Source organism: Halorubrum sp. B53, assembly GCF_059752395.1.
Genome location: NZ_MWTH01000015.1, coordinates 518,036 through 539,986, shown reverse-complemented (window position 1 = coordinate 539,986; position 21,951 = coordinate 518,036). Strand labels below are relative to the sequence as shown.

20 protein-coding genes and 1 tRNA gene are annotated in these 21,951 nt (G+C 70.4%); 16 read left to right on the top strand and 5 right to left on the bottom strand.

Annotated features, from left to right (window positions below):
- Window positions 1–17: 17 nt before the first annotated feature.
- A complete protein-coding gene (locus B4V06_RS15330) occupies window positions 18–896 on the bottom strand; it encodes a zinc finger domain-containing protein (protein ID WP_498170516.1) in 879 nt (292 codons plus the stop codon).
- 102 nt (window positions 897–998) lie between these two features.
- Here B4V06_RS15330 and B4V06_RS15325 point away from each other — a divergent pair, with 102 nt between their 5' ends.
- From B4V06_RS15325 to B4V06_RS15315, 3 genes are all read left to right on the top strand, one after another.
- Window positions 999–1,592: a class I SAM-dependent methyltransferase gene (locus B4V06_RS15325; RefSeq protein ID WP_498170515.1), complete on the top strand. Its 594-nt coding sequence runs from the start codon at window positions 999–1,001 to the stop codon at window positions 1,590–1,592.
- Between the two features lie 65 nt (window positions 1,593–1,657).
- Window positions 1,658–1,975 carry a BolA family protein gene (locus B4V06_RS15320; RefSeq protein ID WP_498170648.1) on the top strand — a complete coding sequence of 106 codons (318 nt, stop codon included), beginning with the start codon at window positions 1,658–1,660 and terminating at the stop codon, window positions 1,973–1,975.
- Between the two features lie 114 nt (window positions 1,976–2,089).
- Window positions 2,090–3,499, top strand: a complete 1,410-nt coding sequence (locus B4V06_RS15315; RefSeq protein WP_123112844.1) for a class II fumarate hydratase — start codon at window positions 2,090–2,092, stop codon at window positions 3,497–3,499.
- Window positions 3,500–3,729: 230 nt separating this feature from the next.
- Here the strand turns inward: B4V06_RS15315 and B4V06_RS15310 are convergent, their stop codons facing one another.
- Window positions 3,730–3,942: a hypothetical protein gene (locus B4V06_RS15310; protein WP_123112843.1), complete on the bottom strand. Its 213-nt coding sequence runs from the start codon at window positions 3,940–3,942 to the stop codon at window positions 3,730–3,732.
- A 264-nt stretch (window positions 3,943–4,206) separates the two neighbouring features.
- Between B4V06_RS15310 and sucC the strand changes: the two genes are divergently transcribed.
- The 8 genes from sucC to B4V06_RS15270 all read left to right on the top strand — a co-directional run bounded on the left by sucC (window position 4,207) and on the right by B4V06_RS15270 (window position 12,395).
- Window positions 4,207–5,352: an ADP-forming succinate--CoA ligase subunit beta gene (gene sucC, locus B4V06_RS15305; RefSeq protein ID WP_123112842.1), complete on the top strand. Its 1,146-nt coding sequence runs from the start codon at window positions 4,207–4,209 to the stop codon at window positions 5,350–5,352.
- The gene (gene sucD / locus B4V06_RS15300) at window positions 5,349–6,218 is read left to right on the top strand and encodes a succinate--CoA ligase subunit alpha (protein ID WP_123112841.1); all 870 of its coding nucleotides are present in this window, start codon (window positions 5,349–5,351) and stop codon (window positions 6,216–6,218) included. The genes sucC and sucD overlap by 4 nt, the downstream gene beginning before the upstream one ends.
- Before the next feature lie 116 nt (window positions 6,219–6,334).
- Complete coding sequence (locus tag B4V06_RS15295) at window positions 6,335–9,025, top strand: GAF domain-containing protein (protein WP_498170513.1); 2,691 nt, start codon at window positions 6,335–6,337, stop codon at window positions 9,023–9,025.
- Between the two features lie 108 nt (window positions 9,026–9,133).
- A complete protein-coding gene (locus tag B4V06_RS15290; RefSeq protein WP_123112839.1) occupies window positions 9,134–9,451 on the top strand; it encodes a helix-turn-helix domain-containing protein in 318 nt (105 codons plus the stop codon).
- A gap of 85 nt (window positions 9,452–9,536) precedes the next feature.
- Window positions 9,537–10,208: a deoxyribose-phosphate aldolase gene (gene deoC, locus B4V06_RS15285; RefSeq protein WP_123112838.1), complete on the top strand. Its 672-nt coding sequence runs from the start codon at window positions 9,537–9,539 to the stop codon at window positions 10,206–10,208.
- Between the two features lie 131 nt (window positions 10,209–10,339).
- Window positions 10,340–10,747 (top strand): DUF2267 domain-containing protein, encoded by a 408-nt coding sequence (locus tag B4V06_RS15280; protein WP_123112837.1) that lies wholly within the window; start codon window positions 10,340–10,342, stop codon window positions 10,745–10,747.
- Window positions 10,748–10,830: 83 nt separating this feature from the next.
- Window positions 10,831–10,914 (top strand) — tRNA-Ser (locus tag B4V06_RS15275).
- A 170-nt stretch (window positions 10,915–11,084) separates the two neighbouring features.
- On the top strand, window positions 11,085–12,395 hold the full coding sequence (locus B4V06_RS15270; protein ID WP_123112836.1) for a tRNA (N(6)-L-threonylcarbamoyladenosine(37)-C(2))-methylthiotransferase: 1,311 nt from the start codon (window positions 11,085–11,087) through the stop codon (window positions 12,393–12,395).
- Window positions 12,396–12,408: 13 nt separating this feature from the next.
- Here the strand turns inward: B4V06_RS15270 and B4V06_RS15265 are convergent, their stop codons facing one another.
- Window positions 12,409–14,520, bottom strand: a complete 2,112-nt coding sequence (locus B4V06_RS15265) for an AMP-dependent synthetase/ligase (protein ID WP_498170512.1) — start codon at window positions 14,518–14,520, stop codon at window positions 12,409–12,411.
- 112 nt (window positions 14,521–14,632) lie between these two features.
- On the opposite strand from B4V06_RS15265, the gene B4V06_RS15260 reads away from it, so the two are divergent.
- From B4V06_RS15260 to B4V06_RS15250, 3 genes are all read left to right on the top strand, one after another.
- Window positions 14,633–15,346, top strand: a complete 714-nt coding sequence (locus B4V06_RS15260; protein WP_498170510.1) for a hypothetical protein — start codon at window positions 14,633–14,635, stop codon at window positions 15,344–15,346.
- A gap of 62 nt (window positions 15,347–15,408) precedes the next feature.
- The gene (locus B4V06_RS15255; RefSeq protein ID WP_498170509.1) at window positions 15,409–17,328 is read left to right on the top strand and encodes a helicase C-terminal domain-containing protein; all 1,920 of its coding nucleotides are present in this window, start codon (window positions 15,409–15,411) and stop codon (window positions 17,326–17,328) included.
- 279 nt (window positions 17,329–17,607) lie between these two features.
- The gene (locus B4V06_RS15250) at window positions 17,608–17,799 is read left to right on the top strand and encodes a DUF7317 family protein (RefSeq protein WP_123112832.1); all 192 of its coding nucleotides are present in this window, start codon (window positions 17,608–17,610) and stop codon (window positions 17,797–17,799) included.
- A gap of 798 nt (window positions 17,800–18,597) precedes the next feature.
- Here B4V06_RS15250 and B4V06_RS15245 read toward each other — a convergent pair.
- Complete coding sequence (locus tag B4V06_RS15245) at window positions 18,598–19,704, bottom strand: 60S ribosomal export protein NMD3 (protein ID WP_498170508.1); 1,107 nt, start codon at window positions 19,702–19,704, stop codon at window positions 18,598–18,600.
- 177 nt (window positions 19,705–19,881) lie between these two features.
- On the opposite strand from B4V06_RS15245, the gene B4V06_RS15240 reads away from it, so the two are divergent.
- Window positions 19,882–20,235 carry a DNA-binding protein gene (locus B4V06_RS15240; protein WP_123112830.1) on the top strand — a complete coding sequence of 118 codons (354 nt, stop codon included), beginning with the start codon at window positions 19,882–19,884 and terminating at the stop codon, window positions 20,233–20,235.
- Complete coding sequence (locus tag B4V06_RS15235; protein ID WP_123112829.1) at window positions 20,236–20,829, top strand: DUF7411 family protein; 594 nt, start codon at window positions 20,236–20,238, stop codon at window positions 20,827–20,829.
- Window positions 20,830–20,882: 53 nt separating this feature from the next.
- On the opposite strand, the gene B4V06_RS15230 is transcribed toward B4V06_RS15235, so the two are convergent.
- Complete coding sequence (locus tag B4V06_RS15230) at window positions 20,883–21,851, bottom strand: carbohydrate kinase family protein (RefSeq protein WP_123112828.1); 969 nt, start codon at window positions 21,849–21,851, stop codon at window positions 20,883–20,885.
- Between the last annotated feature and the right edge of the window lie 100 nt (window positions 21,852–21,951).

Sequence of the window (21,951 nt, the reverse complement as noted above, 5' to 3'; positions counted from 1 at the left end):
CCCGCCCGCGGGGCGGCTCACCCGCGTCGCATCGCGATATCGGAGTAGCCGCAGGCGTCACAGGAGAGCGTCTCTCGGGCGCCGAATCGGTAGCTCGCCAGCGGCTCGCCGCAGCGCGGACAGGGGTCGCCGGCGGAGAGCGGCGGGGCGTGGCGAACGCCGGCGACGACGAGCCGGACGGCGAGTTCGTCCGCGGCCGCCTCGTCGACCGCGCCGCCCCAGATCACGTTGGCGTCGGCGCCGATCCGCTCGCGGACCGCCGCGATCACGTCGGTCGCGGCGGCGATGCTCGTGGCCGGGTCGACGACGACGTCGACGAGCACCGCGCTCGCCTCGGCCGCGTCGACCCCCTCGGGGAGCCGGTCGAAGGCCGACGCGACCGCGACCGACGGGTCGTCGCGGTCGGCCGCCCCCGTTCCCAGCGCGGCGACGCCGGCCGAGAGCACCGTCTCGGCGTCGGTGAGGTCGAGGTTGACGAACCCCGGCTCTTGGACCGTCGCGAGGAACGCGCGGATCGCCGCCTCGACGGCGTCGCCCTCGGCGAGCAACACGGCGTCGACCGACTCCCGGACCGCCGCGAGCGCGTCGCCCTCGGCCGCCGCCGCGGGGACGACCGCGACCGCGAAGGCGTCGAGGGCGTCGATCGCGCGGAGGGCGTCCGTCGCCTCGGCGCCCTCGCCGACGGTCTCGGGGTCGAGCGCGACGACGACCGCCGCGGGCGCGGGGCCGGTCGACGACGCGCTGGACGCCTCCGCGAGGAGCTCCGCCCCCGACGCGTATCGGGCGTCGCGGAACTCGGCGCCGGCGAGCCGGTCGGCGTGGGCGCCGAGGCCGCAGACGACGACGGAGCCGCCGAGGGCGTCCGCCGCCTCGCGCAGGTCGTCCCGGTGAGACATCTGAGAGGGTCGTTTCGCCTCCGGCGACAAACCCTTTCGCACTCGCGTGGCGCCCGGCGCGCGGACCCCAACCGCTAAATCCGGTCGATCGCTACGGCCCGCATGGAGCGCTTCCGGAACACGGGCCAGCCGGACTGGGACTGGTGGGGGCGGATATGGCCGACGCCGGAGGACACCCTTCGGCGACTCGGCGTCTCCCCGGGCGACCGCGTCGCCGAGATCGGCTGCGGCAACGGCTACTTCGCCCTGCCGGCCGGGCGGATCGCCGCCCCGGCGTCGGTGTACGCCGTCGACCTCGACGAGTCGCTGCTCGCGGAGCTGGAGGAGCTCGTCGCGGAGCAGGGGATCGACAACGTCGTTCCCGTCCGCGGGGACGCCCGGGAGCTCGCCGGGCTCCTCCCCGAGCCGGTCGACGTCGCCCTGCTCGCGAACGCCTTCCACGGGATCGACGACCGGGCGGCGTTCGTCTCGGGCGTCGCCGGCGCGCTCGCCGCCGACGGCCGGTTCGTCGTCGTCAACTGGCGCGACCGGCCGCGCGAGGAGACGGCGATCGCCGGCGAGCCCCGCGGCCCGCCGACGGAACTGCGGGTGGGCCCCGAGGAGACGCGGCGCGCGGTCGAGGACGCGAGCGACCTGCGGCTCGCCCGCGAGGTCGACCTCCCGCCGTTCCACTACGGGCTCGTCTTCGAGCGCTGAGCGGGCGACGCCGTCGCGACATGCGGTCGCTTTTTGCCCGGGCGGCCCCGAGTCGGGGTATGACGATCGAACCGCCCGAGATCGAGGACCTCATCGAAGCGGGGATCCCCGACGCCGTCGCGCGCGTGACGAACCCGCGGATCCACGACGACGAGGACGAGGACGCCCACTTTGCGGCGTGGGTCGTCTCACCCGCCTTCGAGGGGGAGTCGCTGGTCGACCAGCACCAGCGCGTGTACGACGCCGTCGGCGACCACATGACCCGGTCCGTCCACGCCCTGGAGATCAAGACGTACACGCCCGCCGACTACGCCGAACACGGCGACGGGAGCCTCGCGCCCGCCCTCAGAGACGCGGGGCTGTTCCCTGTCGACGAGGCCTGAGACGCCCCTCGCGCCGCGTCCCGCGACTCCGCTAGCGGGGAGCCCGGTTCCCGCGAGGCGGGAACCGCGACCGCTTCCAGTAGCTTTTACCCGGTCTCGCGGGAAGCGTCGCGTATGAGCGAGGAACACCGCACGGAGGAGGACAGCCTCGGCGAGATGCAGGTGCCGGCGGACGCCTACTGGGGCGCGCAGACCCAGCGCGCGGTCGAGAACTTCCCGATCTCTGGCATTCCGATGAGCCGGCGGTTCATCCGCGCGCTCGGCGTCGTGAAGAAGGCGGCCGCGCAGGCGAACCGCGACCTGGGGCTCGTCGACGACGACACCGCGGAGGCGATCGTCGCCGCCGCCGACGAGGTGATCGCCGGCGAGCACGACGACCAGTTCCCCGTCGACGTGTTCCAGACCGGCTCGGGCACCTCCTCGAACATGAACGCAAACGAGGTCATCGCCAACCGCGCCGCCGAGATCGCGGGCGCGGAGATCGGCGACCGCGTCGTCCACCCGAACGACCACGTCAACTACGGCCAGTCGAGCAACGACGTGATCCCGACGGCGATGCACGTCGCCGCGCTGGAGGCGGTCGAGAAGGACCTCGTGCCCGCCCTCGAGACGCTCCACGCCGAGCTGGAGGCGAAGGAGACCGAGTTCGACGGCGTCGTCAAGACCGGCCGGACGCACCTGCAGGACGCGACGCCGATCCGGCTCGGCCAGGAGTTCGGCGGCTACCGGACGCAGGTCGCGAAGGGGATCGAACGCGCCGAGGACGTCCAGTCGAACCTCCGCGAGCTCGCCCTCGGCGGCACGGCGGTCGGCACCGGGCTCAACACCCACCCCGACTTCCCGGAGCTCGCCGCGGAGTACATCTCCGACGAGACGAACACGACGTTCCGCGAGGCCGACAACCACTTCGAGGCGCAGGCGGCCCACGACGCGATGGCCGAGGCGCACGGCGCGCTCCGAACGATCGCCGGCAGCATGAACAAGATGGCCAACGACCTGCGGCTGCTCGCCTCCGGCCCCCGCAACGGGCTCGGCGAGGTCGAGCAGCCCGAGAACCAGCCCGGCTCCTCGATCATGCCCGGGAAGATCAACCCGGTCGTCGCCGAGTCCGTCAACCAGGTCCACAAGCAGGTCGTCGGCAACGACGCCGCGATCTCGGCCGGGGCCGCCCGCGGCGAGATCGACCTGAACCTTTATAAGCCAGTCATCGCGCACAACTTCCTCGAGTCCGCCGAGCTGCTCTCGAACGCCGCGGCGACGTTCGGCGAGCGCTTCGTCGCGAAGCTGGAGGCCAACGAGGAGCACTGCGAGACCCGCGTCGAGCAGTCGATGGCGCTCGCGACCGCGCTGAACCCCGCGATCGGCTACGACAAGGCGAGCAAGGTCGCGAAGACGGCGTTAAAAGAGGGGAAGAGCGTCCGCGAGGCCGCCGTCGAGGCCGGCTACCTCACCGAAGAGGAGGCCGACGAGGTGCTCGACCCCGAGGCGATGACGCACCGCGTCATCCTCGGCGACGAGGACTGAGCGACGGCGGATCCGGGGAGCCGCTGTCGGCCACTCGGCGTCGAACGGGTGCCGCCGGCGGCGATTCGGCGCCTGCACCCGCGGTCTCGCCGGCTATTTATAAGTAACCGGGGCGGTGGCGCGCTCCGGTGAGCGTCGCATCGCGGCGCGGACAGGGCGGTCCCGAAGTTCCCGCTACCGGCCGGGCGTCGCGCCGGCGACCGGGACGGTAAGGCGTTCGCCCCGCCTCGTCAGTTCGGGTCGCGTATGTCCGGTTCCGACGAGCGGACGGCCGCAACGAGCTTCGTCACGGTCCTGAGCGCGAACAGGCACGCTGCGGCGAGGAAGAACGCGGGGACGGCGACCCTGACGAGGGGCCGCACTCCCAGCAGGTCACCCGCGAGCGCGGCGAGAAGCGCGACTAGTACGAGCCCGAGCAGCCAGTTCTGTGATCTTGTGGTCATACAATAGGGTGATAGTAGAGACGCTCAACGAACGTCCGGCGCTCGACGCCATCCCTCATACGCTCATCCACGGTTACGGGTTCGACCAGTAACTCATCAGATAATAATCCTGTGGTGACTGATCTGACCGATTACGGAGTGACCGACCCGATCGCCGGACCCGCCACCGGTCGCCGCGACCGTCGCCTTCGCCCCGGGCACCGTCCCCGTCGCTCGCTCGGAATCGGCACCATTTAAGCCGCTCTCGGTCCCCCTTCGAGACGGATGAAACTACACGAACATCAGGCGAAGACCATCTTCGCGGACGCCGGGATCCCGGTCCCGGACTCCCGGCTCGCGACGACCGTCGAGGAGGCGCTCGACGCGGTCGACGAGATCGGCTACCCGGCTGCGATCAAGGCGCAGGTCCACGTGGGCGGCCGCGGCAAGGCCGGCGGCATCAAGATCGCGACCGACCGCGACGAGGCCGAGCGGTACGCCGAGGAGATCCTGGGGATGGATCTGAAGGGGTACACCGTCGACTCGGTCCTCGTCGAGGCCGGCGTCGACTTCGTGGACGAGCTGTACGTCGGCGTCACGATGGACCGCGGCGAGGGACAGCCGGTCCTGATGGTGTCGACGGAGGGCGGCGTAAACATCGAGGAGGTCGCCGAGGAGAACCCCGACGCCATCGCGCGCGAGCACGTCGACCCCGCGTTCGGGCTCCACCCGTACCAGGCACGCAAGGTCGTCTACGAGGCCGGCGTCGACGCCGACGTCGCGCTCGACGTCGCCTCGATCCTCTCGACGCTGTACGACCTCTACGAGGAGAACGACGCCTCCGAGATCGAGGTCAACCCGGTCATGATCACGGGCGACCGCGACGTGGTCGCCGCCGACGCCGTGATGAACATCGACGAGGACGCGCTGTTCCGTCAGCCCGAGCTCGCCGAGCTCGCCGAGGAGTCCTACGAGGACGACCTCGAACGGAAGGCCGGCGAGTACGGCTTCGACTACGTCCGCCTCTCGGGTAACGTCGGCATCATCGGCAACGGCGCCGGGCTCGTGATGACGACGCTCGACTTGGTCGACCACTACGGCGGGACGCCCGCCAACTTCCTCGACATCGGTGGCGGCGCGAAGGCCGAGCGCGTCACCAAGGCGCTCGACATGGTCTTCTCCGACCCCAACGTCGACAGCGTCGTCTTCAACATCTTCGGCGGGATCACTCGGGGCGACGAGGTCGCCAAGGGGATCAACGAGGCGCTCGCGGAGTTCGACGAGATCCCGAAGCCGGTCGTCGTCCGGCTCGCCGGGACCAACGCCGAGGAGGGGATGGAGATCTTAAACACCGACCTGATCGAGGTCGAGGAGACGCTGGAGGACGCGGTCCAGCGCGCGGTGAAGAACGCGGAGGAGGTGACCCAATGAGCATTTTCGTCGACGACGACACCAGAGTGGTTGTGCAGGGGATCACCGGCGGGGAGGGGAAGTTCCACGCCGGCCAGATGATCGAGTACGGCACGAACGTCGTCGCCGGCGCGGTCCCCGGCAAGGGCGGCCAGGAGGTCGCCGGCGTTCCCGTCTACGACACCGTGGACGAGGCCGTCGAGGCCGAGAACGCCGACGCCTCCGTCGTCTTCGTCCCGCCGGCGTTCGCGGGCGACGCGATCTTCGAGGCGCTCGACACCGACCTCGACCTGGCGGTCGCGATCACCGAGGGGATCCCGACCCAGGACATGGCGAAGGTGAACAAGCGGCTGAGCGAGACCGACACGCGGCTGCTCGGCCCGAACTGCCCCGGGATCATCACGCCCGGCGAGGCGAAGCTCGGCATCCTGCCCGGCAACATCTTCTCCGACGGCAACGTCGGGCTCGTCTCCCGCTCCGGCACCCTGACGTACCAGGTCGTCGATAACCTCACCGAGCGCGGGCTCGGCCAGTCGACCGCCATCGGGATCGGCGGCGACCCGATCATCGGCACCTCCTTCATCGACGCCCTCGAGGCGTTCGAGGCCGACGGCGACACGGACGCCGTCGTGATGTGCGGCGAGATCGGCGGCGAGGACGAGGAGCAGGCCGCGCGGTTCATCGGCGAGCACATGGACACGCCGGTCGCCGGCTTCATCGCCGGACGGACGGCCCCGCCGGGCAAGCGGATGGGCCACGCGGGCGCCATCGTCTCCGGCTCCGGCACGGGCACCGCCCAGTCGAAGATCGACGCGCTCAACGACGCGGGCGTCCCCGTCGGCGACACCCCCGAGGAGGTCGCCGACCACGTCGAAGACTTCCTCTAAGCGACGACGGGTCGAGCCGACGCCGCTCGCCGCTCGACCCCCGTTTTCCGACGCCCGGTTCTCAGCGTTGACTATCGGAGCGCAAGATAAAATTACCGGCGGCGTGAGAGCCACCCATGGACACCGCTCCCGGGGAGGCCGGTGACGGCGCCGTCGCCGCCGCGTTCAGCGGGTCGGACCCCGCCGGCGGCGGCCCGCGGCGGGTGCTCTTCGTCGACGACGAGCCCGGGGCGGCCGACCTCGCGGCGACGCACGTCGAGCGGCTGGTCGACGGGATCGAGACGGTCACGTTCACCGCCCCCGACGACGCGCTCGCGGCGGTCGAGACGGAGCGCGTCGACTGCGTCGTCAGCGATTTCGACATGCCGGGCAGCGACGGGCTCGAACTGCTTACGGCGGTCCGCGAGGTCGACCCCGGCATGCCCTTCGTGCTGTTCACGGGGAAGGGGTCCGAGGAGATCGCCAGCGAGGCGATCTCCGCCGGCGTGACGGACTACCTCCAGAAAGGCGCCGGTCGAGACCGGTACGAGATGCTCGCGAACAGCGTCGAGAACGCGTTGGACCGCCGACGGGCGGAACGGGACCTCCGGGAGGTGAACGCGAAGGTGACCGCGCTCCACGAGTTCGCGACGGACGTCGCCGCCTGCGACCGCGTCGACGACGTGTTCGAGCGGACCGTCGACGCCGCGGAGGGGATCCTGGAGTTCGACCGGTGCGTCACGGCTCACCGCCGGGGCGATCGGCTCGTCCCCGCGGCGCTCTCGGAGAGCGTCACGGACGACGAGGTCCGGGCGTTCGAGGTCGGCGAGGGGATCGCCGGCACCACGGCCGCCGAGGAGCGGACGATGGTCGTCGACAACGTCACCGTCGACCCGGCCGACCCGGACCAGCTGGAGGACCCGGCGAACTGCGACGCCCCGGGCGCCGGCCGCCGCGACGACGCCGGGCGGGTCAGTGCCGAGGGACGACCGGACGACGGCGGCCGAGCCGACGGCACCGCGGTCGCCGACCCGGTCGCCGACGACATCCGGTCGGCGATCAGCGTTCCGATCGGGTCGTACGGCGTGCTACAGGTCGTCTCGGACGGCTACGCCGCGTTCGACGACGGAGACGTGGAGTTCGCGGAGCTGCTGGCCGCCCACGCCGCCGACGCGATCGAACACATCGAGGCGGAGAACGCGCTCCGGGCCGAGCGCGACCGGCTGACGGCGCTGTTCGACGACCTCCCGCTCCCGGCCGCCAGGACGGTCGCGCTCGGGGGCGGCGAGCGCCGCCTCGACGCCACGAACGAGGCGTTCGAGCGGACGTTCGGCCACTCGGCGGCCGACCACGGCTACTGCGAGATCCGCGACGCGATCATCCCGGAGGGCGCGGACCGACACGACCCCGAGACGGTCCTCGATGGGGACGAGATCCCCCGCCTCGAGGTGCGTCGCCGGACGACCGACGGGCTCCGGGACTTCATTCTGCACGTGATCCCCGTCCGTCGCGGCGACGAGACGGTCGTCTACAGCGTCTACGCCGACATCGGCGAGCAGAAGCGGGTGGAGCGCACCCTGCGGAACCTCCACGAGACGACCCGCGAGATGTTCCGCGGGGAGGACCGCGAGGAGATCGCGGCGCTCGCCGCGCGCGCGGCCATCGACATCCTGGAGTTCCCGAGCAGCGGGGTCCGTCTGTACGACCCCGAGAGCGGGACGCTGCTCCCCACGGCGATCAGCGAGGAGGCGACGGAGGCGCTCGGGGACCGCCCGGCCTTCGGTCCCGACGACGGCCGGATCTGGGAGGCGTTCGAGACCGGAGAGCCGATCGTCGTCGGCGATCTCGACGCCGTCGACACCGCCGTCGGCTACGGCGAACACCGGAGCCTGCTCGTCGTCCCCCTCGGTGACCACGGCGTGATGCCGCTCGGCTCCCGCGAGCCGGACTTCTTCGACGACACGGCGATCCAGCTGGCGCGGGTGCTGGCGGCGAACGTCACCGTCGCGCTCGACGGCGCCGAGCGCACGGCGCAGCTGCGGAGCCGCGACGCCGCGCTCCAGCGCGAGATCGACCGGCTGGAGAAGTTCGCCGGGCTCGTCTCGCACGACCTCCGGAACCCGCTCAACGTCGCGACCGGCCGGCTCGAACTCGCGCGGGAGCTCGTCGACGACCCGGACGCGCTCGCCGAGCTCGACCGGATCGACGACGCTCACGAGCGGATGGAGGAGCTCATCGACGACCTCCTCACGCTGGCGCGACAGGGCCGGACGGTCGACGAGTCGGAGCCGGTCTCGCTCGCTGAGGCGGCGGCGGCGGCGTGGCGCACCGTCGACACCGCCGGTGCGACGCTGGACGCACCCGACGAGGGGGTCGCGGTGGAGGCCGACCCGGAGCGGCTCCGCACGCTGTTGGAGAACCTGTTTATAAACAGCGTGGAACACGGTTCCACTGGCAGCCGGACGAAGTCCGGCGACAGCGAGGGACACAGTCCCTCGGGCAACCGGGCTTCGCCCGGTGACAGCGAGGCGCTACGCGCCTCAGGCAGTCAGGCTTCGCCCGACGATAGCGTCGAGCGCGGCTCGCCCGACACCGACTCTCGTGTCACCGTCACGGTCGGCGCGCTCCCCGACGGGTTCTACGTCGCCGACGACGGCGCGGGGTTCGACGTCGATCCCGAGGAGGCGATCGAGTACGGAACCTCCAGCGATCCGGACGGGACCGGGTTCGGCCTCGCGATCGTCCGCGAGATCGCGACCGCGCACGGCTGGTCGCTCTCAGTCGACGACGACGGCGGGGCACGGTTCGAATTCCGAGCGAGCGAGTAGCGGAGCGCAGCGGCGTCGCTGGTACTGCTTATAAATCACAGGGGAGCTGTGCGGTCTGTGCGCACACCCGGGCCACGGTTATTGACGACTCGCCCGTGTACGTAGTGTATGGACGACAGTGCCCGCGAGCTGCTTTCGCCGCTTCCCCCGAGCGCCAAACTGGTCTACTACGTCCTCGACGAGGAGGGCCGGTTCGACCAGACCGGGCTCGCCGAGGAGACCCGCCTTTCGACCCGAACCGTCCGGTTCGCGATCGAGAAGCTGACCGAGGTCGGGCTCGTCGAGGAGGGGCTCTGTCCCCGCGACGCCCGTCGGTCGGTGTACGCGCCGGTCCCCGAGTCGGAACGCCCGACCGAGGCCGAGCCGGACGCCGCCTCGGAGGCCGACACCGAGGCGCCCACGGCGGCCGCGGTCGCCGAGGACTGAACGCGGGACCGCTCTGTTTCCTTCCGGGGCCGTCGGCGCGTTTCGACGGCAGACGTATTTACCGCTCCGGGTTGTAGAACAAGACATGTCATTAGAGAGTACTATCCGAGACGATCCGGAGCGGATCGCGTCGGTCATCGATCACACCAACGTCGACCCGACCGCGAGCGAAGAAGCGATACGGTCCCTCTGTACCGAGGTCCTCGAATACGGGTTCCGGTCGGCCGTCGTCGTTCCGTACCACGCCGAGCTCGCGAGCGAACTGCTCGCCGGCGAGGCGAACGTCGTCGCGGTGATCGGGTTCCCGTACGGGATACAGAACTCGGCGGCCAAGCGGAGCGAGGTCGAAGCGCTCCACGAGCACGTCGACGAGTTCGACATGGTCATGAACAGGACCGCGTTCGCGAACGGCGACCACGACGCCGTCGTCGACGACGTCGAAGCGGTGAAAGACGCGGTCGGCGAGAAGACGCTGAAGTGTATCATCGAATCGCCCGCCCTGACGCCGTCGGAGATACGGCGGGCCGCCGGACTCGTCGAGGAGGGCGGCGCCGACTTCGTCAAGACGGCCGTCGGGTACGACGGGCCGACGGCCACCGAGGAGATAACGGCGATCCGCGAGGCGGTCGGTTCGGACACCGAAATCAAGGCGTCGGGTGGGATCGCCTCCTTCGAGGAGGCGCTCGAGATGGTGGCCGCGGGGGCGACCCGGATCGGCGCCTCCTCGGGGGTCGAGATATACGAGAGCGCGCGGTAGCGCCGCGGCCGCCGGTCCGACGACCCACCGGTCCCTGCCGCGGTCGAACGGCGACGGCGGGCCGGTGGGTCGTTTCCATGCGATGAGAACGTTACGCACTATTGACATCCTCTCGGTGAGAACCCTCACGCATGAACTTCGACGAATTCACCGGCGACGTACAGCACCGGCTCGAGCTTTCCGGGACGGGAGAGACGGTGCGGGCGATCCGGGCGACGCTCATGACGCTCGGGCAGCGGATCCCCGAGGGCAACGCCGAGGACCTCGCCGCCTCGCTGCCCATCGAGATCAAGTGGTACCTGACCGGCGCGGTCCACGAACACGGTCAGCGCTTCGACTGGCAGGAGTTCGTCGAGCGGGTGAGCGAGATCGAGGGAACGGACCCGGCCGACGCGGCCTATCACGCCCGGGTGATCGTGGACGTCGTCCGGTCGCAGGTCCCGGAATCGGACTTCCACCAGCTCAGGGACATGCTCCCCGAAAGCGGAGACGCCGAGAACTGGGGGAGCCTCTTCGAGGTCGTCGACGAGGGGAACTGAAGCGAGCCGGCGCTCGTTTCGTCGCCTCGCGGTTCGCCGGCACCCGTTCGCGGTTCGCCGTCGCTGACCTGACGTGGTCGCTCGGTGGGATGACGGAGTGGACGAACGTGCCTGCTTGGAAAGCAGGTGGCCGGAAGGCCTCGTGGGTTCGAATCCCACTCCCACCGTACGCACGCGGCGCACTCCGCGCCGCGGGCGTCTCGTGCGGGGATTCGAATCAGAGAGCGACCGACAGGGAGCGACCGTGGTTCGAATCCCACTCCCACCGTACGCACGCGGCGCAGTCGACGCCGATCCGTCGTCCTTTTGACCGCGCGTCGGTTACTACGCACACTCGATGGCGACGTACCACATCGAAACCTACGGCTGTAGTTCGAACCGGGGTGAGAGCCGGGAGATAGAGCGCGCGCTTCGCGACGGCGGCCACCGCCCGGCCGACGGACCCGAGGACGCCGACGTCGCCATCCTCAACACCTGCACGGTCGTCGAGAAGACGGAGCGGAACATGCTCCGCCGCGCCGAGGAGCTCCAGGAGACGACCGCCGACCTCGTCGTCACGGGCTGCATGGCGCTCGCGCAGGGCGAGCTGTTCGAGGAGGCCGGTGTCGACGCCGAGATTCTCCACTGGGACGAGGTTCCCACGTACGCGCTCAACGGGGAGTGCCCGACGACCACGCCCGACGCCGAGCCGGTCCTCGACGGCGTCGTGGGCCTCCTCCCCATCGCCCGCGGCTGCATGAGCAACTGCTCGTACTGCATCACGAAGTTCGCGACCGGCCGGGTCGACTCCCCGCCGGTCGAGGAGAACGTCGAGAAGGCCCGTGCGCTGGTCCACGCCGGCGCCAAGGAGATCCGGGTGACCGGGCAGGACACCGGCGTCTACGGCTGGGATACCGGCGACCGGAAGCTCCCGGAGCTGCTCGACCGCATCTGCGACATCGACGGCGAGTTCCGGGTCCGGCTCGGGATGGCGAACCCCGGCGGCATCCACGGGATCCACGAGGAGCTCGCCGACGTGTTCGCGGAGAACGAGGAGCTGTACGACTTCATCCACGCGCCGGTCCAGTCGGGCTCCGACGACGTGCTGGAGGAGATGCGGCGGCAGCACCGCGTCGACAAGTTCCGCGAGGTGGTCGAGACGTTCGACGACCGGCTCGACCACTGGACGCTCTCGACCGACTTCATCGTCGGCTTCCCGACCGAGAGCGACGCCGACCACGAGCTGTCGATGGACCTCCTCGCCGAGGTCCGCCCGGAGAAGATCAACGTCACCCGCTTCTCGAAGCGCCCCGGCACGGACGCCGCCGACATGAAGGGGCTCGGCGGGACGGTCAAGAAGGAGCGCTCGAAGGCGATGTCGGAGCTGAAGATGGAGGTCGTCGGCGAGGCGTACGAGTCGATGGTCGGCGAGCGCTACGAGGTGCTCGTCGTCGAGGAGGGCACCGGCGACTCCGTGAAGTGCCGGGACTCCGCCTACCGCCAGATCATCGTCCAGAACGCGAGCGATCGCGGCGTCGAGGTGGGCGACTTCCTGGAGGTCGAGGTGACCGGTCACAACACGGTGTACGCGTTCGGCGAACCCGTCGACGACGCGCGTTCCGACGCCGCCGGCGTCGACGACGCCGGTCCCGTGCCGGGCGACGACTGACTGGACGCGCCGCCTACTCCTCGTCGTAGATCAGCTCGACCTCGTCGGCGAAGCGGTCGAGGATGTTGCGCCGCTTCTTCTTCATCGTCGGCGTGAGCAGGTCGTTCTCCTCGGTGAACTCCTCCGCTACCAGCCTGAACCGCTTGATCCGCTCGTACGGTTCGAACTCCTCGTTCACGCGGTCGACCTCCGTCTGGATCCGCTCGCGGACCCGCTCGTCCCGGCAGATCCCCTCCCGGTCGCCGGGGAGGTCGATCCCCCGCGTCTCCGCCCACGCCGCGAGCCGCTCGAAGTTCGGGACGATGAGCGCGGAGACGAACTTCTGGGAGTCGCCGAGCACGACGCACTGCTCGACGAACTCGTTGGCGGCGAACCGGTCTTCGATCGGTCCCGGCGCGACGTTCTTGCCGGTCGAGAGCACGAGCAGCTGCTTGGCGCGCTCGCGGAAGGCGATGTACCCGTCCGGCCGGAGCTGCACGATGTCGCCGGTGTGGAACCAGGGCTCGTCGGGGTCGCCGTCGCGGTCCTCGGGTGGCGTGCCCGCCGTGACGGCGTCCGACGGGAGTCTGCCGGCCTCGGTGAACGCGTCGGCGGTCGCGTCCGGCCGGTTCCAGTAGCCGTCGGTCACCTGCGGGCCGCGGACGAGCAGCTCGCCCACGTCGCCGGCGAGGTCTGCGACCTCTTCGCCGACGACCGTGTCGTCGATCGCAATCTCGGTGTCGACGACCGGCGGGCCGATGGTGCCGACCTTCGGCGCCTCCGGGGGGTTGACGCTGATGACGGGCGAGGTCTCCGTGAGCCCGTACCCCTCCAAGATCGGGAGGTCCATCCCGTGGTATAACGCGCACAGCTCGGCCGACAGCGACCCGCCGCCCGAGATGAAGAAGTCGACGTTGCCGCCGATCGCGTCCCGGACCGACGAGAACACCAGTCGGTCGGCGACCGCGCGCTTCGCGTCGAGCAGGGGGCCCGGGCTGTCGGCCTCGTGGTGGGCGCGCCCGACGTCGACCGCCCACTCGAATATCCGCTCTTTCACCGGCGACTCGCTCGCCTGCTCGCGGATCGCGTCGTACAGCTTCTCGTAGACGCGCGGGACGCTGGTGGTCGTCGTCGGCCGCACGAGCCCGAAGTCCTCGCGGAGGGTGTCGGGGCTCTCGGCGTACCCGACCGTCGCGCCCGCCGCGAACATCATGTAGTGGCCGGCCATGCGCTCGAAGACGTGCGCGAGGGGGAGGAACGAGAGCGTCGTCGACTCGGCCGCGATCCCCGGCACGTCCGGGTCGCGGTCCGGTCGGTCGGCGAAGCGGCGGTAACACTGCGAGACGTTGTCCCGGAAGTTCGCGTGGGTGAGCCGGACGCCCTTCGGCTTCCCCGTCGTCCCGGAGGTGTAGATGAGGCTGGCGAGGTCGTCGACGTCGACCGCGTCGATCCACCCCTCGTAGGCCTCCGCGTCGAAGGCCTCGGCGCCCAGCTCGTGGACGGCGCCGAGGGTGTACACGTCGTCGGCCCCGAGGGCGGTGTCGTCGCCGTCGCCGCCCGACGCGTCCCCGTCGCCGCCCGACGCGTCGCCGCTGCCGTCGCTACCGTCGCCGAAGTCGAGCTCGTCCGCGTCCACGTCGTCGAACGAGACGACCGCGTCGAGGTCGTGCGAGAGGTCGCCGGCGACGGCGAGCACCTCGTCGAGGAGGTCGCGGTTCTCGACGACGACGACGGTCGCGCCGGGGTCCTCCAGCAGGTACCGGACTTGGCTCGGCGACGAGGAGGCGTAGACGGTCGTCACCACCGCGCCCGCGGCCAACACCGCGAAGTCGGTTTGGGCCCACTCCATCCGGGTCTGCGCGTACAGCGCCACGCGGGTGTCGCCGTCGACGCCGAGCTCGCGGAACCCCGCCGCGAGCCGGCGGACGATACCGCGCATCTCGTCGTAGGTGACGTCGGCGTACTCGCCGTCGGCCGCGGGCGGGACGACGCCTTCGGAGACCAGCGAGCGGTCGTAGACCCCGCCCTTGTACCGCTGAGCGGTCCGGTCGGCGTTGCGCTCGGCCGACCGCTCGAAGGTGCGCGGGAGCGTCTCCCGGGCGACGACGTCGTCCGCGAACTCCCGTTCCGCCTCCTGCCAGTGCATACCCTCCCCCACCCGTCCGAACAGTATAAACGATCGGGTAGTTTCGAGTTCATTCGGTCGCGGGGCGAATTCTTGGCAATAATTTATTATATATTGACACGTACGGAGTCGCATGGCGACCGAGAGGCAGCGGGTGTCCTGGTACGATTCGCGCGTCGGCCGGATCTTTTACTGGGGACTGATCCTCGCGACGTTGACTGCGGTCGTCCTCTCGTCGACGGGAGCCCTCGGTACCGAACTGCGGATCCCGCCGGGGGTGTACCTGTTCGGGTTCCTCGGGGCGACCGTGTACGCGTTCACCACCTTCGCCCGCCGGTTCGACCGGAAGGGGCGGTACCGGCTCAAGGTCCTCAGTCGGACGCTCGCCGCGCTTCCGCTCGTCGCGGGCGTGTACCTGTTGGGGTTCGCGTTCACCGGAACCGACGGGGGGGCCGGAGAGTTCACCGGCCCCCGATACGTGGCGGGGCTCGCGTTCCTGGCCGGCCTCTACGTGAGCACGACGCTGCAGTCCCTCGAAGTGCTCGCGAACCGGTTCCTCGGGTTCGACCAGCCGCAGACGGGAGGGCCGGCCGAGAGCGACGAGGAACCGGGCGAGGCCGCCGACCTGGGCGAGGAGATCGCTGGAGAACGCCCGGGCGACGAGGAAACGGGGAGTAGCGGGAGTGCGGACGACGAAGGGGAGACCGCTGACGCCGGTGACGGAGGAGACGAGGACGAGACCGCCGACGATGGGGCCGACGATGACGAGACCGCCGACGACGGTGGAGACGAGGAGGAGACGACCGACGAGGAGACAGCGGGAGACGAAGACGAGTCGGCCGGTTGATCGAGGCCGACGGATCGACCGCGAGGCGAGGGTTTAATCCCGGGAGGGGGCGAGGGACCCCTGTGGACCCCGACCGGATCCCTGCCGAGTTTCCCGCCCCGAGCTTCCGCGGCGCGCAGGAGCGAGCGCTCGCGGATATCCGCGACGCGTTCGCCGCCGGCAACGAGGTCGTCCTCGTGCGCGCGCCGACCGGCAGCGGGAAGTCGCTGCTCGCGCGGGCCGTGATGGGCGCGGCCGCGACGGTCGACGAGACGGCGCCGAGCGAGGCGACGGGCGCCTACTACACGACGCCGCAGGTGTCGCAGATCGACGACGTCGAGGCCGACGACCTGCTCGACGACCTGGCGGTCATTCGGGGAAAATCGAACTACGACTGCATCCTCCCCGGCGAGCACGACACGCCGGTCAACCGCGCGCCCTGCGTCCGCCAGCAGGGGTTCGACTGCTCCGTGAAACACCGCTGTCCGTACTTCTCCGACCGCGCGATCGCCTCCGGGAACCGCCACGCCGCATTGACGTTAGCGTACTTCATGCGCACCGCGGGCTCCGAGGTGTTCCGCAAGCGCGACGTGGTCGTGATCGACGAGGCGCACGGGCTCGCCGAGTGGGCGGAGATGTACGCGACGATCGAGCTCTCGCCCGACCGCGTCCCCGTCTGGGACGAGGTGAGCGTCCCCGACGTCGAGGCCGACGCCGGCCCGGAGGAGGACGCGCTCGACCGCACCGCCCGGTTCGTCGGCTCGCTCCGCGACGTCGCGAAGCGGGCGAAAGACGAGCTGACGGGGCGGCCCGAGCTCGACCGCGAGGAGGTCGCGCGCCGCGACCGCCTCCAGGAGCTGATAAGCGAGCTCGGCTGGTTCTTAGAGGACTACCGCGACCTCGACTCGCCCACGACGTGGGTCGTCGACCAGTCCGGCGGTGAGGGGTCGCCGCTCGCGATCAAGCCGCTGGACCCGGCCCGCTACCTCCGGCACACGGTGTGGGACCGCGGGAACCGGTTCGCGCTGCTGTCCGCCACCATCCTCTCGAAGGAGGCGTTCTGCCGCGGGATCGGGCTCGACCCCGCCGACGTCGCCCTCGTCGACGTCCCCCACACGTTCCCGCTGGAGCACCGCCCGCTGTTCGACGTGACGCGGGGGTCGATGACCTACGAGCACCGCGACGAGACGATACCGGAGATCGCCCGCCTGATCGTGCGGCTCATGGCCCGCCATCCGAACGAGAAGGGGCTGATCCACGCGCACTCGTACGACATCGCCGGGCGGATCACCGAGCTGCTGGGCGAGTTCGGCGTCGCCGCACGGGTCCGGCGTCACGGGCGCGAGGACCGCGACGCGGAGCTGTCGGCGTGGAAGGCGAGCGATGACCCGGAGGTGTTCGTCTCCGTGAAGATGGAGGAGGCGCTGGACCTGAAAGGCGACCGCTGCCGCTGGCAGGTGGTGTGTAAGGCGCCGTACCGCAACACGAACGACTCCCGCGTCGCCCGCCGGCTCGCGGACGACCAGTGGGCGTGGTACCACCGGACGGCGCTCCGGACCGTCATCCAGGCGTGCGGTCGCGTCGTCCGCGCCCCGGACGATCACGGCGCGACGTACCTCGCGGACGACTCCCTGCTGGACCTCTTCGACCGCGCGCGCGCCGACATACCGCCGTGGTTTCGGGACCAGATCGACGCGATGACGACGCCCGATCTGCCCGACTTCGACCCCGCCGCCGCGCTCGCCGGGATCGACGCCGACCCCTCCGGTCCCGCCCGAGCCGGACGGAAGCGGACGGGCGGTGGCGGCGCGTCCGCTCGCGGCGGCTCCGACGCGGAAGGGTCCGGGGGCGCCGCGACCGGCGGAATCGACGCGGTCGACGCCGACGAATCGGCGGACGGAACCGGACGCGGCGGCGACGCCGGAGGGACCCGGACCCGGTCGGAGGCCGACGCCGATCGGCGCGAGAACCACCCGCTCTCCGACGTCTGGGGCGACGGCTGAACCGACGCGCTACGCCGTGCGGCGTGCGATACGCCCTACAGCAGCGAAATGCCCCAGGCGGCCATGGAGCTCACCATGAGGAACGCGAAAAACAGCGCGAAGATCTGTTGTCTGTTCATACCTCCTCTGCGCCGTAGAGCGGCATAATTCCTGCGGGCCGTCCTCGGTAGTGGTTATACGCCGCCGAGCTGATCGTCCGTCAATATATATCGTATAAGGTGTATCATGGACCTCAATCAATTAGTAACCTTCATAAACCTTCACGGGCCTACTGTGAGTATGGCAACGAAGGGCCTCACGAGTGCGCTGACGCTGTACGGAGCGCGAACGCTGACACTCTCTCAGGCGGCCGCACAGGCGGGCCTCAGCGAGGCCGAGTTCGTCGAGCAGTTGGAGCGCCGCGGCATCGACGTGACTGACTCCGAGCGCGCCGCCGCGCTCGGAAACGAGTCGACCGCCCGAGCCGACTGATCTCGACGCGCAGGTCTGCAGGTCTTGATCGGTCGTCGTACGCGTCCGGTTCTCTAGGGATATTCTCGCTCGACACGCCCGGTCGCTAACCGGTGCTGTCCGATCGATAGTGGAAGTGAGTGTCGTAGATCGGTTTGCGCGTTGTTTATAAGTAAACGAGAGGTGTTGCAATCGGCTGTTTATAAATAACGACGACGCTGCGGTGAACACCGCCAAAGCTCCAGCCGCTCGTTGATACGTCGTTGCTGACGAGACGACGGTGAAGCCCTCCAAAGCCCCAGCCGCGAGGACGGCGCACGCTCGCTGCGCTCCTCAGTCGCTCGTTTCACTCGCTCCCTGCGGTGCTTACCTCGCCTGCGCCGTCCTCGCGGCTGCCCCTTTGAGTCCCACCCGACCATCGGAAGACGGTCCTGCTCGCTGACTGCGTTCGCTGCGCGAGCTGCGACTTCCGTGCTCCCGCTCGTTCCACTCGCGGGACCGCAACCGCACCGCACCTCACGCCTCCCCAGCCTCGTCAGTCGTCCTCCGCTTCGCTCCGGACGACTGACTCCCTCGCACGTGCTCCTCGCGGTCGCCGAGGGCGACCGCTCGGAGGCACGCGCCACCGCAGAGCCGTTTATAAGCAATTAGCGCCGTTACTCGTCACTATTTAACTATCTCATCGTTGCCATCGATCTGCAACACCTACTCCCGCTATCGAACGCTGCTGTTCCCGTCATCTCTCCTCGGGGCTAGGCGTCTCACATCCTGCGGATTCTACCGGCGCCGATTTTTAGATAGGTGCGTGACGCCCGCGACCTACTCCTCGGGGACGAGGTGGACGTCGCCCCCGTGCTCGAACGCCAGCACGCTGTCGGCGTCGCCGTCGACGAAGTCGGGGTTCGGGACCGTCTTCGCCTCGTAGGTGACGGGGTCGAGCACCTGGATCGCGTTCTCGTCTTCCACCGTCACCACCGTCGTCTCCGTCGCGTCGTCCCGGGTGCCGAGGCGGGTCGCGTCCGGCGCCTCCGCGTCCTCGAAGTCGGAGGTGTACGCCTCGCCCGTCGCGAGCCGCACGCCCTGCAGGCGCCCGGAGACGCCCGTGACGAGCACGGGGCCGTCGCCGTCCTCGGGGTCGATGATCTCGCCCTCGGCGTACCGAGGGAGCCGGACCGCGAACGTCACGCGGTACACCTCGTTGCCGTCGCCGTCCTCGGTGACGAGCGTCGGGTACGACTCGAAGCTCCCGCCGAGCGCGTCGGTGATCCGGGTCGCGACGTTCTGCGCGAGCCGGTTCGAGGAGAGCTTGACATTCGGCCCGTCGTCGGTCTCCTTCACCTCCGTGATGAACGCCTCGCGGTCGCCGTCCGCCTCCTGCTCGGCGACGTACGACTCGGCGATCTCGAGCGCCTCGGCGCGCTCCGCGGGCGTCAGGTCGCGCTCGTCCGCGCGCACCTGCACCGTGCCGGCGTAGTAGCCGCCGGCGAGCCGCCCGCAGCGGTCGCAGGTCCCCCGCGATATCTTCACCGGGACCGTGACCTCCGCGGAGCGGAGCGTCCCCCGGACGACGCCCGAGAAGCGGCAGTGCATCCGGACGTTGTTCTCGTCGACCTGCTCCGGCTCGACGCCCCACTCGACGTCGGTGGCGTCGACGTGGACCCCGAGCGCCTCCGCGACCTCGTCGACGGCGACGTCGGTGTAATCGCGCGCGCCGACGTCGCGCCACGACTCGCCGCGTCGGACCGCGCCGCAACCCGAACAGACCAGCACCTCGATCCGGTCGGGCGCGTCGACGAGATCGAAGTCCTCGAAGTAGCAGTCGTCACACAACAGCGCGTCCCGTCCGCGCGGCTCGCCGGGGAGCGGCTCGCGCCGCTCCGGGACCGGATCGCCGCACCGCGGACAGAACTCCCGCGACTCGCTCATTACCGGCGGCTACGCCGAGGAGGCGTTTAAGCGACGCGGACCGTCGGTATCGCCGCGGCGATCGCGGTCGGCCGACCCTGAGGCCGGTTCGGCGATCTCGACCCGACCGTCGGTCGCGCCGCGATCGCCCCCGCTCCCTCCGAAATCGTTTTTCGCGCGGACCGTGAAGGCCCTCGTATGAGCGAGAACCCCGACGACGAACGGCTGGAGGAACTGCGAGAGAAGAAGATGGAGGAGCTCCGCGAGCGCCAGCAGGGCGGCGGCGGCGACGCCGAGGCCCAGCGGGAGGCCCAGGAGCGCGCCGACGCCCAGCAGGAGGCCGTGCTCAAGCAGTACCTCACGGACGGCGCGCGCCAGCGGCTCAACGCGGTCGAGATGTCGAAGCCGGAGTTCGGCGAGAAGGTGAAACAGCAGGTCGCGGCGCTCGCGCAGAGCGGCCGGATCCAGGGACAGATCGACGAGGACCAGATGCGCGACCTCCTGAAAGAGCTCCAGCCCGACCAGCAGAGCTTCGACATTCGGCGGCGATAGATGGAGCTCGCGCTCCTGTACAGCGGGGGGAAGGACTCCTCGCTCGCCGCCCACCTGCTCGACCGCTTCTACGACGTCCGCTGCGTCACCGGGAGCTTCGGACTCACCGACGACTGGGAGCACGCCGAGCGGGCGGCCGCGGAGCTGGGGTTCCCGTTCGAGCGCGTCGAGCTGGACCGCGAGGTGGCCGAGGAGGCCGCCGCGACCATGCTCGAGGACGGCTACCCTCGCAACGGGATCCAGCGCGTCCACGAGCACGCGCTGGAGGCGATCGCGAGCCGCGACGTCGACGCGGTCGCGGACGGCACCCGCCGCGACGACCGGGTGCCGACGGTCTCGCGAGCGCAGGCGCAGAGCTTAGAGGACCGCCACGGCGTCGACTACATCTCCCCGCTGTCGGGGTTCGGCCGCCACGCCGTCGACCGCCTCGTCGAGGAGACGTTCGACGTCCAGCAGGGGCCGAGCGAGGAGGTGCCGAAGGCCGACTACGAGGACGAACTCCGGACCCTCATCGCGGAGGAGCACGGCGAGGCGACCGTCGACGAGGTGTTCCCGGACCACGACCAGACGTACGTTCACGGCCGGAACGACTAGGGCGGCGTCCCGGACGCGTTACTTTTTGAACGGGTGACCGCCCGAGCGCCGCCTCAGCGACGGTCGGCGAGGAACGATTCCACGTCCGCCTTCGCGGGGAGCGCCGTCATCCCGCCCTCCTCTCGAACCGACATCGAAGCCGTCGCGTTGGCGAACGCGACCGCCTCGTCGAGGTCGGTGTCGGCCTCACCCTCGGCCAACCGAGCGATCAGCCCCGCGGTGAACGCGTCGCCGGCGCCGGTCGCGTCCACGGCCTCGACCGCGAAGCCGGCGTGGCGGGCGGTCCGTTCGCCCCACGGCGCCGCCGCCGCGCTCGTGACGACCGCGCCCGCCTCTCCGAGCGTGACGACGGCGGTGTGCGGGCCGAGCGCCAGCAGGTCGCGGCCGAGCGCTTCGCCCTCCTTCGAGGAGAGCCCCGTCGCCGCCACGTCCTCGTCGCTGGCGAAGACCACGTCGCTGTCGGCGACGATCTCTCGGACCGCGTCGACGACGGCCTCGCGCTCGCCGTCCGGCACGAGGTCCTCGCGGTAGTTGACGTCGAACGACACCGTACAGCCGTGCGCGGCGGCGGTCGCGGCCAGTTCGCGCATCGCCGCCCGCCCGTCCGGGTGCGTCAGGGCGACACCGCCGAGGTGAACCCACGAGGCCGACGCCAGCGCGTCCTCCGGGACCGACTCGGGCTCGAAGCCGAACGCGACGTCCCGGGAGCCGTAGAACCGGAACCGCCTCCCGTCGACGCCGGGCGGCGAGACGACCGCGAGGGTGGTGTTGCCGTCGACCCGTTCGACGGCCACCGTCGGCACGCCCTCCTCGACGAGCGTCTCGCGCAGGAAGTCGCCGAAGGGGTCGCCGCCGAGCCGGGTCCAGAACGCCGGCGTCGCGCCGAGCCGGGAGAGCCCGACCGCGACGTTGGCCGGTGCGCCGCCCGGCCGGTGTGAGAAGCCGTCGACGTCGCGGAGCGTCTCCCCAGGCCCGGGGAGCAGGTCGATCAGCGTTTCGCCGGCCACGAGGATCTCCGCCATGCGAGAGAGGGGGCCGCCGGGCGACATGAAAGTGTGCGATTCGCCCGCGCTTCTCCCGTGCTCGTCCCTCGATCGTCCCTCGATCGCCCTCGTTCACCCC

What these genes read in the sequence shown, in the direction of transcription:
- B4V06_RS15330 (WP_498170516.1), bottom strand. Translation starts at nt 896, where the DNA reads ATGTCTCACCGGGACGACCTGCGCGAGGCGGCGGACGCCCTCGGCGGC.
- B4V06_RS15325 (WP_498170515.1), top strand. Translation starts at nt 999, where the DNA reads ATGGAGCGCTTCCGGAACACGGGCCAGCCGGACTGGGACTGGTGGGGG.
- B4V06_RS15315 (WP_123112844.1), top strand. Translation starts at nt 2,090, where the DNA reads ATGAGCGAGGAACACCGCACGGAGGAGGACAGCCTCGGCGAGATGCAG.
- B4V06_RS15310 (WP_123112843.1), bottom strand. Translation starts at nt 3,942, where the DNA reads ATGACCACAAGATCACAGAACTGGCTGCTCGGGCTCGTACTAGTCGCG.
- sucC (WP_123112842.1), top strand. Translation starts at nt 4,207, where the DNA reads ATGAAACTACACGAACATCAGGCGAAGACCATCTTCGCGGACGCCGGG.
- sucD (WP_123112841.1), top strand. Translation starts at nt 5,349, where the DNA reads ATGAGCATTTTCGTCGACGACGACACCAGAGTGGTTGTGCAGGGGATC.
- B4V06_RS15295 (WP_498170513.1), top strand. Translation starts at nt 6,335, where the DNA reads ATGGACACCGCTCCCGGGGAGGCCGGTGACGGCGCCGTCGCCGCCGCG.
- B4V06_RS15290 (WP_123112839.1), top strand. Translation starts at nt 9,134, where the DNA reads ATGGACGACAGTGCCCGCGAGCTGCTTTCGCCGCTTCCCCCGAGCGCC.
- deoC (WP_123112838.1), top strand. Translation starts at nt 9,537, where the DNA reads ATGTCATTAGAGAGTACTATCCGAGACGATCCGGAGCGGATCGCGTCG.
- B4V06_RS15280 (WP_123112837.1), top strand. Translation starts at nt 10,340, where the DNA reads ATGAACTTCGACGAATTCACCGGCGACGTACAGCACCGGCTCGAGCTT.
- B4V06_RS15270 (WP_123112836.1), top strand. Translation starts at nt 11,085, where the DNA reads ATGGCGACGTACCACATCGAAACCTACGGCTGTAGTTCGAACCGGGGT.
- B4V06_RS15265 (WP_498170512.1), bottom strand. Translation starts at nt 14,520, where the DNA reads ATGCACTGGCAGGAGGCGGAACGGGAGTTCGCGGACGACGTCGTCGCC.
- B4V06_RS15260 (WP_498170510.1), top strand. Translation starts at nt 14,633, where the DNA reads ATGGCGACCGAGAGGCAGCGGGTGTCCTGGTACGATTCGCGCGTCGGC.
- B4V06_RS15250 (WP_123112832.1), top strand. Translation starts at nt 17,608, where the DNA reads ATGGCAACGAAGGGCCTCACGAGTGCGCTGACGCTGTACGGAGCGCGA.
- B4V06_RS15245 (WP_498170508.1), bottom strand. Translation starts at nt 19,704, where the DNA reads ATGAGCGAGTCGCGGGAGTTCTGTCCGCGGTGCGGCGATCCGGTCCCG.
- B4V06_RS15240 (WP_123112830.1), top strand. Translation starts at nt 19,882, where the DNA reads ATGAGCGAGAACCCCGACGACGAACGGCTGGAGGAACTGCGAGAGAAG.
- B4V06_RS15235 (WP_123112829.1), top strand. Translation starts at nt 20,236, where the DNA reads ATGGAGCTCGCGCTCCTGTACAGCGGGGGGAAGGACTCCTCGCTCGCC.
- B4V06_RS15230 (WP_123112828.1), bottom strand. Translation starts at nt 21,851, where the DNA reads ATGGCGGAGATCCTCGTGGCCGGCGAAACGCTGATCGACCTGCTCCCC.